Genomic DNA, 12,649 nt, shown 5'->3' on the forward strand with positions numbered 1-12,649 from the left:
CTTGCGGGAGAGGCGGATCAAAAGGAACTCCCGCAAAAAGTGAATGCCTGGAGCGGAAATCTTTAATAGAGTTTATAAAAAGGTGAACAAAATGTACTTTGTTTATACTCTAAAAGGTAGGTGCAATATTCCTTGCAATCTACCTTTTTTAATTATATACTACTATTAGTACCTAGTCTTAATATCACGGACGGTGTTGCAAATGAGAAGAAACAAAAAAGAGCGCCAAGCATTATTGGTCGCCACAATCAAAGAAACACCTTTTATTACAGATGAAGATTTGGCGGAAAAATTTTCTGTTAGCGTACAAACCATTCGTCTTGATCGTTTGGAATTATCGATTCCGGAATTAAGAGAGCGAATAAAAAATGTGGCAGAAAAAACATTTGATGATGAAGTAAAATCATTGCCGCTGGATGAAGTAATAGGGGAAATTATCGATATGGAATTGGATCATTCCGCTATATCGATTTTTGAAGTAAAAGAAGAGCATGCTTTTAAACGGAACGGCATTGCAAGAGGCCATTATTTATTTGCACAGGCAAATTCATTGGCTGTTGCTCTTATAAATGATGATTTTGCTCTGACTGCTAAAGCGAATATTCATTTTACCAGATCAGTTAAATTAGGCGAAAGAATCATAGCCAAAGCAAAAGTGGTAAATATAAATACCGAGACCGGCAGAACATTTGTAGAAGTAAAGAGCTTTGTTAATGCAGAATTAGTTTTTGTTGGAGAATTTGAAATGTATCGCGCAAAAAAATAAGGAAAGCAGGAACACGTTTATGAAGATCGCAATTGATGCAATGGGCGGAGATCATGCACCAAAAGAAATTGTATTAGGTGCGATGAAAGCTGTACAAGCATTTCCAGATATCGAGATCTTGCTTATCGGAAATGAAGAGAAAATCACTCCCTACTTAACAGATAAAAATAGAATGGAAATTTTACATACAGAAGAAATGATTCTGGCAACAGATGAGCCAGTTCGTGCAGTTCGCAAAAAAAAGAATGCCAGCATGGTGCTTGGAGCAAATGAAGTAAAAGAGGGAAGAGCAGATGCTTTTATTTCAGCAGGAAATACCGGTGCTTTAATGGCAGCAGGATTATTTGTCGTTGGTCGAATTGACGGCATTGAACGTCCTGCTTTGTCTCCAACGCTGCCAACAATTGGTGGAGATGGTTTTCTCTTATTGGATGTAGGCGCAAATGTGGATGCAAAACCTAATCATTTAGTGCAATATGCCATTATGGGAAGCATTTATACGGAAAAAGTGCTTGGCATTAAAAATCCAAGAGTCGGTTTATTAAATATTGGATCAGAAGAAAAAAAAGGAAATGAATTAACGAAAAAAACATTTGAATTATTGCAAGAGGAAAAAATTAATTTTATCGGCAATGTAGAAGCAAGGGATCTGCTAAGTGGCGTTTGCGATGTTGTTGTGACAGATGGCTTTACAGGTAATATGGTTTTAAAATCAATTGAAGGCACGGCTCTTTCCATTTTCAAAATGCTGAAGGCGACACTGATGAGCAGCATGAAGTCAAAACTTGCCGCGGCAGTTTTAAAGCCTGATTTAAAAGGATTAAGCGCTAAACTGGATTATTCAGAATATGGTGGTGCTGCTCTGTTTGGATTAAATGCACCAGTGATAAAAGCGCATGGATCATCAGACAGCAATGCTATTTATAATGCAATTAGACAGGCAAGAGATGTGGTGCAGTCAGAAGTGATTCAAACAATAAAAAAGGCGATTGAATCATAAACAAGAATTTTTAGCAGCCGGACTTGGCTGCCGAAGAGATTAGCAAATAAAGAAAGGAAGATGAAAATGGGCAAAATTGCATTTGTATTTCCTGGACAAGGCTCACAATCCGTGGGTATGGGAAAAGAATTGGCTGCTAATTTTGAACAAGCGCAAGCATTGTTTAAAAAAGCCGATGAGAAATTAAATTTTCCTTTAAGTCAATTAATATTTGAAGGACGGAAAGAGGAATTGACTTTAACACATAATACACAGCCGGCGCTGCTTACAACAAGCATAGCACTACTTTCTCATTTTGAGCAGTCTGGCATAAAAGCTGACTATGTTGCAGGACACAGCTTGGGAGAATATTCTGCACTTGTTGCAAGCGGTGTTTTATCTTTTGAAGATGCAGTGTATGCTGTGCGAAAAAGAGGAGAATTTATGCAAGAGGCGGTTCCGCCAGGTGAAGGGGCCATGGCCGCAGTGTTGGGGCTAGACAGACAAGCATTGACTTCTGTTGCAGAGGAAATAACAAATGAAGGCTTTGATGTGCAGCTTGCAAATTTAAACTGTCCAGGGCAAATTGTGATTTCTGGTACAGCTAAAGGGGTGGAGCTTGCAAGTGCAAAAGCGAAAGAAGCTGGAGCAAAAAGAGCGCTTCCTCTTGAAGTAAGCGGTCCTTTTCATTCCGAGCTGATGAAGCCGGCAGCAGAGAAGTTTTCAAGTGTTTTGGATGCAATAACGATGAATGATGCCAAAATTCCTGTTATTGCTAATGTCACAGCAAAATCAGTCAGCAAAAAAGAAGAAATAAAAGAACTGTTAATTGAACAATTATATTCTTCTGTGCTTTGGGAAGATTCTGTGCAAAATCTAATTGGTTTAGGCGTTGATACATTTATTGAAATTGGACCTGGAAAAGTATTGGCGGGTTTAATCAAAAAAATAGATCGCAAAGTAAAAATTTATTCTGTGTATGATGAAGAAACAAGTTCAGCTGTTGCGAATGCATTAAAGGAGGAAAACTAAGATGAAACTACAAGGAAAAGTAGCTCTAGTTACAGGAGCCTCCCGCGGCATCGGCAAATCTATTGCCATTGAGCTTGCAAAACAAGGTGCAAATATTGCTGTAAACTATGCAGGAAGCGTAGATCGCGCTAATGAAGTAGTAGCAGAAATTAAAAGCTTAGGAAGAGAAGCTGTTGCCATTCAATGTGATGTGGCAAATGCTGATTCTGTCAGCGAAATGATAAAAACAACGCTTGATGCCTTTGGCACGATTGATATTCTCGTGAATAATGCCGGCATTACAAAAGATAATTTATTAATGCGCATGAAAGAAACAGAATGGGACGATGTTATTAATACGAACTTAAAAGGAGTATTTCTTTGCACAAAAGCAGTTACTCGTCCAATGATGAAACAAAGAAAAGGCCGAATTATTAATATTACTTCTATTGTAGGCGTTACAGGCAATCCTGGTCAGGCCAACTATGTGGCAGCAAAAGCAGGAGTAATTGGCTTTACAAAAACAACTGCAAAAGAATTGGCGCAAAGAAATATTACTGTTAATGCGATTGCCCCAGGTTTTATTACAACAGATATGACAGATAAACTGACAGATGAAGTAAAACAGGCGATGCTTGGCCAAATTCCATTAGGAGCATTTGGCAACCCTGAAGATATTGCAAATGCTGTTGTATTTTTGGCATCGGAAGAAAGCGGGTATATTACCGGCCAGACTCTGCATATAGATGGCGGTATGTATATGTAAAACAGATATTATTTTAGATTTTTGCTGATTTAATGCAACTGTAAAAAAAAGAGCATTTATTATTTGGCGAAAATACACTATAATGCATTGAGGGGAGGTGAAAAGAATGGCAGATGTTTTAGAACGTGTAACAAAAATCGTTGTTGATCGTCTTGGTGTAGAAGAATCTGAAGTGACACTTGAAGCTTCTTTTAAAGATGATTTAGGTGCAGATTCTCTTGATGTAGTGGAACTTGTTATGGAATTAGAAGATGAGTTTGACATGGAGATCTCTGACGACGACGCTGAAAAGATTGCTACAGTAGGTGATGCTGTTAATTACATAAGTAATCGATAAGTCGCAAACACTAAAGCTCCGATTATTCGGAGCTTTTCCGGTGTGTTGATTCAAGATTTTAACATATCGGCACCTATAGAAATGCTTGGAAAGAAAAAAACTTTCCAAGTTTCTTTGCGTTTTTTATCTTTTTTACTTAAACTTGATATTGATTGTAAACTTAGCTTAAGGTGGAGGCAAAATGCGAGGCAACGGAAAAGACAAACGAACTATTCGTCCAAATGAAAAAAAATTAAAAGAACTACAATTAAAACTTGGTATAGAATTTCAAAATGAAAAATTGCTAAAACAAGCTTTTACCCATTCATCATATGTGAATGAGCATCGAAGAAAGCCGCATGAAGATAATGAAAGACTTGAATTTCTTGGAGACGCTGTTCTAGAACTGACGGTTTCCCAATTTCTTTTTAAAAAATATCCACTGATGTCAGAAGGAGAATTGACGAAATTAAGAGCGGCTATTGTATGTGAGCCTTCCCTTGTGGCTTTTGCAAACGACCAATTATTTGGCAGTTTTGTGCTACTAGGAAAGGGAGAAGAAATGACTGGAGGAAGAACAAGGCCAGCATTGCTTGCCGATGTTTTTGAAGCATTTATTGGTGCCCTGTATTTAGATCAAGGAATGGATACCGTAATTGCCTTTTTAGATAAAGCAGTCTTTCCAAAAATAAATGCCGGTGCTTTTTCTCATGTGATGGATTTTAAAAGCCAACTTCAAGAGTATGTGCAAAGAGATGCGTATGGATCTATTGAATATCGAATTCTAATGGAGAAGGGGCCTGCCCATAATAGAGAGTTTATTTCTCAAGTGCTGTTGAATAGCAAGGAACTTGGCACTGGGACTGGGCGTTCCAAAAAGGAAGCAGAGCAGCATGCCGCCCAAATGGCGCTTGCCTTGCTGAAAGCAGACTTAAATAAAGAACTTGTGCAAAAAAAAGAAAAATAAACAAAAGAGATAAAAAACAGAGTGTAGACAAAGTCAAAACGCAAACTTTCAGGCTGATCGAAAACATTTGTCGGCAGTCTGAGATAAAAACAATATTAGTTTTACAATCACCTTTTGATGCAGCAGGAAATAAACAAAATAATAAAACTTGGGGGTGAGGATATGTTTTTAAAACGGTTGGATTGTTTAGGCTTTAAATCTTTTGCAGACCGTGTTTCTGTTGATTTTGTTCCAGGGGTAACAGCAGTCGTCGGCCCAAATGGGAGCGGAAAAAGCAATATTATTGATGCAATACGTTGGGTGCTTGGAGAACAGTCTGCAAAGTCACTTAGAGGAAGCAAAATGGAAGATGTTATATTTGGGGGAAGCGATACAAGAAATCCCGTAAACTTTGCAGAAGTGACATTAACATTAGAAAATGAGGATCATTTTCTCCCTCTTGATTTTCACGAAGTAAGCATTACGCGCAGAGTCTATCGTTCTGGAGATAGTGAGTACCTTATTAATAAACAAACATGCCGTTTAAAAGATATTGTTGATTTGTTTATGGATTCTGGTTTGGGAAGAGAAGCATTTTCGATTATTAGTCAAGGGAAAGTAGAAGAAATTTTAAATAGCAAAGCTGAAGAGCGACGCTCGATTTTTGAAGAAGCTGCTGGTGTTTTGAAATATAAAACAAGAAAAAAGAAAGCAGAAACGAAGCTGGTAGAAACACAAGGGAATTTAAATCGAGTCAATGATATTTTGTCTGAACTAGAAGGACAAGTGGAGCCCTTAAAAATTCAAGCGTCAATAGCGAAAGACTATTTAGAACAAAAAGAGAATTTGGAGCAAATTGAAGTAGCTTTAATGGTTTATGATATTGAAGAAGCTCATCAAAAATATCAAGAAGCTACTAATCACCTGGAAAAATATAAGCAAGAGGAATTGACGCTATCTTCTTTATTGCAAGGCAAAGAAGCAAAGATGGAAGAAATCAAAAATCATATTTCGGCGCTAGATGAATCAATTGATGATCTTCAAGCAGTATTGCTTCTGGTCAGCGAAGAGCTTGAAAAATTAGAGGGCAAAAAAGAAGTCCTTAAAGAAAGAAAAAAGAATGCTACGCAAAATAGGGAACAGTTGGAGAAAAATGAACTGGAACTAAAAAATCGTGTAGATGAGCTAGAGAAAGAAAAAAACAAACAGCAGCATCTTGTAAGCAACTTGCAAGTAGAAGCAGCACAAATTGAGAAGAAGCTGAAAAAAAATGAGCAAAACTTACAATTGTATAGTGAAAATTTAGAAGAAAAGCTTGAAACACTAAAAAGCGACTATTTCGAGCTTCTCAGTGAACAAGCTGCCGCTAAAAATGAAAGCAATTATATTAAACAACAGTTAGACACACAAACCCGCAGAACAACGGAACTTGAAGCAGATAATGAAAAATATATCCGAGAACGACAAATTATTTTTGACCAAAAACAGGAGATAATGAAGAAGATAGAAAAATTGTCCCTGGAATTAGAAGAAATAAACAGTTTTTTTAAAGAAAAGCTAGCAGTTGTCAATCAAACAAAAGGAAAGCTTGAAAAAATTGAAAAATCCATGTATCAATCCTATCAGTTTATTCAACAGGCAAAGTCGAGAAAAGAAATGCTTGAGGAATTAGAAGATGATTATGCAGGTTTTTTTCAAGGTGTTAAAGAGATATTAAAAGCACGGGGCAAATCATTAATGGGCATTCACGGGGCGGTTGCGGAATTAATGCAAGTGCCGAAAATGTACAGTGTCAGCATGGAAATTGCCCTTGGCGGCAGCATGCAGCATATTGTGGTAGAAACAGAGGCAAATGGTCGAGAAGCTATTAATTTCTTAAAGAAAAATGGATACGGTCGAGCAACCTTTTTGCCGATGAATGTAATTAGAGGAAAAATGCTGGCAGAATCTCAGCGCCATTTAATAGAAAAACATCCTTCTTATATTGGAGTAGCCGCAGATCTTATCAGCTATGATTCTAAATATAAAGAAATTATTGGGAGTCTACTCGGAAATGTTGTGATTACAAAAGATTTAAAAGGCGCCAATGAAATGGCGAAGCTTCTGCAATATCGTTCCCGCTTTGTTACATTAGATGGAGAAATAGTCAATCCAGGCGGTTCTATGACAGGTGGTGCCATTAAACAAAAATCTGCATCCATTCTAACACGAAAAGGAGAATTGGAAGAGCTGAAACAAAAGATTTTTGAAATGGAAAAAACATCTTTGAAATGGGAAGATCAATTAAGAAATGGCAAAGAGCTTCTTGCTACAGAAGAAGCTAGTTTAGAAAAACTTCGTTTGCATGAAGAAGATCTTCGTTTTCAAATGCAAGGAAAAAAAGATGATTTAAAAGAGATAGAATTTGCAGAAAGAACAATGAATGAAAAATTAACTCAATATGACCGCAATAAAACAGATTTTCAAAAAGAAAAAGAGACAATAGAAACAAGGCAAAAAGAGCTGCTTTTTTTATTAAATGAGCAAAAGAAAAAAATAGTTGTATTAGAGGAAGAAATTTCGGAATTAACTGAGCAGAAAAATGAACAAAGTGTCTCAAAAGATGCTGTGGCAAAAGAAATTGGGGAATTAAGAGTTCAAGATGCAGCAAAAAAAGAGCAATTGGCTCATGCAGAAGAAAAACTTGCAGCACTAACGCTGGAATGGAATGAGAATCAAAAAAAATGGGGCAGTGTAACAGAGGATTTAGAACTGCTTTCTTCTGAAATGACATCCAGCAATTCTGGAGAAGAGTATTTAGAAACTGCAGCGAGTCAAAAATCTGGAGAGAAAAAGGAAACAATCCAACTGATTTCCAGTAGAAGAGAAGAGCGTTTAAAACTGCAAACAGTTCTTGAAGACCTAGAAATGGAGACGAAGGAAAATCGCCGCATTCATCGTGGAATGGTGCAAGCTCTAAAAGATGAAGAGATTAAATTAAATCGTATTGATGTAGAACTGGATACAAGACTTTCTCAGCTTCGAGAAGAATATTTGCTGACATATGAAGGTGCAAAAGTAGATTATCCGCTTACAATGGAAGTAGATGTGGCGCGCAAAAAAGTGAAATTAATCAAACTTGCCATTGAAGAGCTTGGCACCGTTAATTTAGGAGCCATTGAAGAATACGAGCGGGTTTCAGAACGTCATGACTTTTTATTAGAACAAAAAACAGATCTAGAAAATGCAAAAGATACTTTGTACCAAGTTATTGATGAAATGGACGATGAAATGAAAAAACGATTTAAAGAAACATTTGATGGAATAAGAATCCACTTTGAGCCTGTTTTCCAAAGTTTATTTGGTGGGGGACGAGCGGATTTGCGTTTAACGAACCCAGAAGACCTATTAAATACAGGAGTCGAAATTGTTGCACAGCCTCCTGGGAAAAAACTGCAAAATCTTGGGCTTTTATCAGGTGGGGAAAGAGCGCTGACTGCAATAGCTTTGTTATTTTCCATTCTAAAAATTCGCCCTGTCCCATTTTGCATTTTGGATGAAGTAGAGGCTGCTTTGGATGAGGCAAATGTATTTCGATTTAGTTCCTATTTAAAATCATACAGCTCAGAAACACAATTTATTGTGATTACACACCGCAAAGGAACAATGGAAGAAGCGGATGTTTTGTATGGAGTGACAATGCAGGAGTCTGGTGTATCCAAATTAGTATCTGTGCGCATAAGCGAAATGGATAAACTTGTTGCAACATAATTTTACTTAAGATAGAGAGAGAAGGGTAACTATGAGCTTTTTTAAGAAATTGAAGGAAAAGATGTCTCATCAGACAAATGCAGTGACCGAAAAATTTAAAGAAGGTTTATCGAAAACAAGAAATAATTTTTCTGAAAAAGTAAATGATCTTGTATCACGCTATCGCAAAGTGGATGAAGATTTTTTCGAAGAGCTGGAAGAAATTCTAATTGGTGCAGATGTTGGTTTCGATACAGTAATGGAATTAGTGGATGAATTGAAAAAAGAAGTAAAACGAAAAAATATTCAAGACCCAAAAGAAGTGCAGGCCGTTATTTCTGAAAAATTGATTGCTATTTATCAGCAAGATGGCAATGAATCGATGTCTTCCATTAACGTGCAAAAAGATGGCTTAACGGTTATTTTATTTGTTGGCGTAAATGGCGTTGGTAAAACTACTACAATTGGGAAATTAGCACATTTTTATAAATCTGAAGGTAAAAAAGTGCTTATGGCTGCAGGAGATACTTTCCGTGCTGGTGCAATTGAACAGCTTGAAGTATGGGGAGAACGTGTTGGAGTCGATGTGATCAAGCAAGTGGCTGGCTCTGATCCGGCAGCTGTTATGTATGATGCTATTCATGCAGCTAAATCCCGTCAAGCGGATATTTTATTATGTGATACAGCAGGCCGTCTGCAAAATAAAGTGAATTTAATGAATGAGCTAGAGAAGGTTAAAAGAGTAATAGAACGAGAAGTTCCAGGAGCGCCTCATGAAGTATTGTTAGTGTTGGATGCAACGACAGGGCAAAATGCATTAGTGCAGGCAAAAACTTTTAAAGAAGCGACAAATGTAAGCGGCATTGTCTTAACTAAATTAGATGGAACGGCAAAAGGTGGAATTGTGCTTGCCATCCGCAATGAATTAAAAATCCCAGTTAAACTAGTGGGCCTAGGGGAAAAAATGGATGATCTGCAAAGTTTTGATGCAGAGAAATATGTGTACGGATTATTTTCTAATCTTGTGGAAGAAGCTGACGAATAAAGTGAAGTTTCAATCAGTGGAGTTTTCTTTATCCCCACTGATTGCTAGTGGAACCAATCAGGTTTTTATGGGCAAGGTTCTGCTTGCCTAGAGTTTTTGTTTTTTTCTTATTATCTAAAAATCTGTTTATGCGAAAAAGCAGAGCAATGCATTTTTCTGCTTTTTTCAAAAGTTAAATTTTACCAATATGTTAAAGAGGATAAATATAAAAAAAGGATTCATACTAAAAACAGAGCAAAGAGTAGGGAGGGATTCCCATTTTTCTGCAAATGTTTATATCCATTTTTATTGTTATTGGCATTCTTTTTTTGGTAAAAGGCCATCTTATTCAGCATAAAGCTTATTATCATTTAGGCAATCTCCTGAATAGCCCTAGTTATGTGACAAATGAAGAAAATATTTTAACAGTGGAAGCCGAAACATTATTTTTAACTAGTCTTTCTGGTGTCCGCCTAAAAATCATTGGCGTTTTGCTGATCGCCATTCCAAGCAGTATTTTGATATTAGTGAATATTTAAAGCAAAAAGAGAGGAGGGTTACATTTCCTCTCTTTTTGCTTTAATCTTGATTGGTTCCATATAAAGAAGAATTTTTTGCAACAAAGCCTTATGAGATACGGGCTTACCAGCAGATACTTTAAATAGCGCCTTAACCGCAGAGAAATTCAGCTGTTTTAAAGATAAGTGTAAAGGGCTCTTTCGTAAAATTTGTTTTTTACAGCAAATTAATAGGATGAAGCGGCTATTCGTTTGCCCACCGGAAAGCGAATAGCAAGGAAAAAAGGCTTTTGTTTAGACAAAAATAATCATTTCTGCAAAATTGGAAAAGCTTAAAACAGCACCGTATAAAGCCCTCTATTATCTTCCTGCAAAAAAATGATATAATAATATTCTTGTAAAGATAAAATCTTGACATATATATATACACTGTGTAAAATATTCAATGTAAAGGCTTTTGACTTAACACGGAGGTATTTTCGATGCTTGAAAAAACAACACGCATGAATTATCTTTACGATTTTTATCAATCGCTGTTGACACCGAAGCAACGAAGTTATATGTCTCTTTATTATTTGGATGATTATTCTCTTGGTGAAATTGCAGACGAATATGATGTAAGTCGTCAAGCGGTGTATGATAATATTAAACGTACAGAAGCAATGCTTGAGGAATATGAGAATAAATTATTATTGCTCCAGAAGTTTCAAGAGCGCACTGCACTTTTGCTACAGATGAAAGAAATGCTTGATAAAGGCAATTATTCTGTTTCTGCGCTGCAAAAGGCAATTATTGAGCTGGAGAAATTAGATTAAGGAGGCTGACGTATGGCATTTGAAGGGTTAGCTGACCGACTGCAGAATACAATTCAAAAGATTCGTGGAAAAGGCAAAGTTAATGAAGCGGATGTAAAAGAAATGATGCGTGAAGTTCGCCTTGCCTTATTAGAAGCGGATGTTAACTTTAAAGTAGTGAAAGAGTTCGTGAAAAAAGTTGGCGAACGTGCAGTTGGACAAGAAGTGCTGAAAAGTTTAACTCCTGGTCAGCAAGTTATTAAAGTAGTAAAAGAAGAGCTGACAGAACTGATGGGTGGGGAACAAAGCAAAATTGCCGTTTCCAATCGTCCGCCAACTGTTATTATGATGGTTGGATTGCAAGGGGCAGGGAAAACCACTACAACTGGAAAATTAGCTAATTTATTGCGCAAAAAACATAATCGAAATCCTCTTCTTGTTGCAGCGGATATTTATCGTCCCGCAGCCATTAAACAGCTGGAAACTTTAGGAAAGCAATTGGATTTTCCCGTTTTTTCTCTTGGTGATCAAGTCAGTCCTGTTGAAATTGCCAAACAAGCAATTGCAAAGGCAAAAGAAGATCATCATGATTATGTTTTAATTGATACAGCAGGCCGTCTCCATGTAGATGAAGCTCTAATGGATGAATTAAAACAAATAAAAGAACTAACAAAACCTGATGAAATTTTCCTTGTGGTTGATGCAATGACAGGGCAAGATGCTGTTAATGTTGCTGGCAGCTTTAATGAACAGCTTGGATTAACAGGTGTTGTATTAACTAAACTTGATGGAGATACACGAGGCGGAGCAGCTCTTTCTATACGCTCTGTTACCCAAACGCCGATTAAGTTTGTCGGTTTAGGGGAAAAAATGGATGCGTTAGAGCCTTTTCATCCAGAACGTATGGCATCCAGAATACTTGGAATGGGCGATGTTTTAAGCTTAATTGAAAAAGCGCAGCTTAATGTAGACGAGGAAAAAGCAAAAGAATTGGAGAAGAAGATGAAAACTGCTTCTTTCACTTTTGATGATTTCCTTGAACAATTAGGACAGGTGAAAAATATGGGGCCGCTTGATGAACTCCTAAAAATGATGCCTGGGGCGAATAAAATTAAAGGCTTAAATAATTTGCAAGTAGATGAAAAACAAATTGCCCATGTGGAAGCGATTATCCGTTCCATGACAAAAGAGGAAAAAGAACATCCAGAAATTATCAATGCCAATAGAAGAAAACGTATTGCAAAAGGAAGCGGGAGAACCGTTCCTGAAGTAAACCGACTTCTAAAACAGTTTGAAGACATGAAAAAAATGATGAAACAAATGACCAATATGGGTCAAAAAGGCAAGAAAAAAGGTGGCTTTAAATTACCTTTTAATCCATTTTAAACAGGAAAAAACCGCAAGATAAAAAGAAATTGCTGAGAATCTAAAGTCTGACAAGAAAAAACACTTTACAAACCGGCAAACAATTGATAATATACTATCTTGTGTGAAACTATTCGGAGGTGCAATTTTAAATGGCAGTAAAAATTCGTTTAAAACGTATGGGAGCAAAAAAATCTCCTTTTTATCGTATCGTAGTAGCAGATTCTCGTTCACCACGTGATGGACGTTTCATTGAAACAGTAGGAACTTACAATCCAGTAGCAAACCCTGCTATTGTGGACATCAACGAAGAAAAAGCTCTACAATGGTTACAAAATGGTGCAAAACCATCTGATACAGTTCGTAACCTATTATCAAGCCAAGGTATTATGGAAAAATTCCACAATATCAAAAACGGCAAGTAATTAGTTCTGG

The 12,649-nt window shown here is 36.9% G+C and carries 12 protein-coding genes; all 12 read left to right on the forward strand.

Features of this window, described 5'->3' with window-relative positions:
• Positions 1-202: 202 nt before the first annotated feature.
• The 12 genes from fapR to rpsP all read left to right on the forward strand — a co-directional run bounded on the left by fapR (position 203) and on the right by rpsP (position 12,639).
• A complete protein-coding gene (gene fapR / locus NCCP28_RS09070) occupies positions 203-766 on the forward strand; it encodes a transcription factor FapR (protein WP_248561055.1) in 564 nt (187 codons plus the stop codon).
• Positions 767-785: 19 nt separating this feature from the next.
• Entirely contained in the window at positions 786-1,766 is a 981-nt protein-coding gene (gene plsX / locus NCCP28_RS09075; protein ID WP_248561056.1) for a phosphate acyltransferase PlsX, read from the forward strand.
• 66 nt (positions 1,767-1,832) lie between these two features.
• Positions 1,833-2,777: an ACP S-malonyltransferase gene (gene fabD, locus NCCP28_RS09080; protein WP_248561057.1), complete on the forward strand. Its 945-nt coding sequence runs from the start codon at positions 1,833-1,835 to the stop codon at positions 2,775-2,777.
• Between the two features lies 1 nt (position 2,778).
• On the forward strand, positions 2,779-3,522 hold the full coding sequence (fabG, locus tag NCCP28_RS09085) for a 3-oxoacyl-[acyl-carrier-protein] reductase (RefSeq protein ID WP_248561058.1): 744 nt from the start codon (positions 2,779-2,781) through the stop codon (positions 3,520-3,522).
• Positions 3,523-3,628: 106 nt separating this feature from the next.
• Positions 3,629-3,859 (forward strand): acyl carrier protein, encoded by a 231-nt coding sequence (locus NCCP28_RS09090; RefSeq protein WP_101175522.1) that lies wholly within the window; start codon positions 3,629-3,631, stop codon positions 3,857-3,859.
• 181 nt (positions 3,860-4,040) lie between these two features.
• A complete protein-coding gene (gene rnc / locus NCCP28_RS09095) occupies positions 4,041-4,805 on the forward strand; it encodes a ribonuclease III (RefSeq protein ID WP_248561059.1) in 765 nt (254 codons plus the stop codon).
• Positions 4,806-4,967: 162 nt separating this feature from the next.
• Positions 4,968-8,534, forward strand: a complete 3,567-nt coding sequence (smc, locus tag NCCP28_RS09100; protein WP_248561060.1) for a chromosome segregation protein SMC — start codon at positions 4,968-4,970, stop codon at positions 8,532-8,534.
• A gap of 31 nt (positions 8,535-8,565) precedes the next feature.
• Entirely contained in the window at positions 8,566-9,558 is a 993-nt protein-coding gene (gene ftsY / locus NCCP28_RS09105; RefSeq protein ID WP_248561061.1) for a signal recognition particle-docking protein FtsY, read from the forward strand.
• A 308-nt stretch (positions 9,559-9,866) separates the two neighbouring features.
• Positions 9,867-10,076: a hypothetical protein gene (locus tag NCCP28_RS09110; protein ID WP_248561062.1), complete on the forward strand. Its 210-nt coding sequence runs from the start codon at positions 9,867-9,869 to the stop codon at positions 10,074-10,076.
• A 461-nt stretch (positions 10,077-10,537) separates the two neighbouring features.
• The gene (locus tag NCCP28_RS09115) at positions 10,538-10,870 is read left to right on the forward strand and encodes a putative DNA-binding protein (protein WP_248561063.1); all 333 of its coding nucleotides are present in this window, start codon (positions 10,538-10,540) and stop codon (positions 10,868-10,870) included.
• Between the two features lie 12 nt (positions 10,871-10,882).
• Entirely contained in the window at positions 10,883-12,235 is a 1,353-nt protein-coding gene (gene ffh, locus NCCP28_RS09120) for a signal recognition particle protein (RefSeq protein ID WP_248561064.1), read from the forward strand.
• Between the two features lie 131 nt (positions 12,236-12,366).
• Entirely contained in the window at positions 12,367-12,639 is a 273-nt protein-coding gene (gene rpsP, locus NCCP28_RS09125) for a 30S ribosomal protein S16 (RefSeq protein ID WP_248561065.1), read from the forward strand.
• The last annotated feature ends 10 nt before the right edge of the window (positions 12,640-12,649 follow it).

Origin of the sequence: Niallia sp. NCCP-28, from assembly GCF_023168165.1 — a bacterium.
GTDB lineage: Bacteria > Bacillota > Bacilli > Bacillales > Cytobacillaceae > Niallia.

Excerpts from the sequence above, each read along its gene's own strand:
- fapR (WP_248561055.1), top strand. The coding sequence starts at position 203 with ATGAGAAGAAACAAAAAAGAGCGCCAAGCATTATTGGTCGCCACAATC.
- plsX (WP_248561056.1), top strand. The coding sequence starts at position 786 with ATGAAGATCGCAATTGATGCAATGGGCGGAGATCATGCACCAAAAGAA.
- fabD (WP_248561057.1), top strand. The coding sequence starts at position 1,833 with ATGGGCAAAATTGCATTTGTATTTCCTGGACAAGGCTCACAATCCGTG.
- fabG (WP_248561058.1), top strand. The coding sequence starts at position 2,779 with ATGAAACTACAAGGAAAAGTAGCTCTAGTTACAGGAGCCTCCCGCGGC.
- NCCP28_RS09090 (WP_101175522.1), top strand. The coding sequence starts at position 3,629 with ATGGCAGATGTTTTAGAACGTGTAACAAAAATCGTTGTTGATCGTCTT.
- rnc (WP_248561059.1), top strand. The coding sequence starts at position 4,041 with ATGCGAGGCAACGGAAAAGACAAACGAACTATTCGTCCAAATGAAAAA.
- smc (WP_248561060.1), top strand. The coding sequence starts at position 4,968 with ATGTTTTTAAAACGGTTGGATTGTTTAGGCTTTAAATCTTTTGCAGAC.
- ftsY (WP_248561061.1), top strand. The coding sequence starts at position 8,566 with ATGAGCTTTTTTAAGAAATTGAAGGAAAAGATGTCTCATCAGACAAAT.
- NCCP28_RS09115 (WP_248561063.1), top strand. The coding sequence starts at position 10,538 with ATGCTTGAAAAAACAACACGCATGAATTATCTTTACGATTTTTATCAA.
- ffh (WP_248561064.1), top strand. The coding sequence starts at position 10,883 with ATGGCATTTGAAGGGTTAGCTGACCGACTGCAGAATACAATTCAAAAG.
- rpsP (WP_248561065.1), top strand. The coding sequence starts at position 12,367 with ATGGCAGTAAAAATTCGTTTAAAACGTATGGGAGCAAAAAAATCTCCT.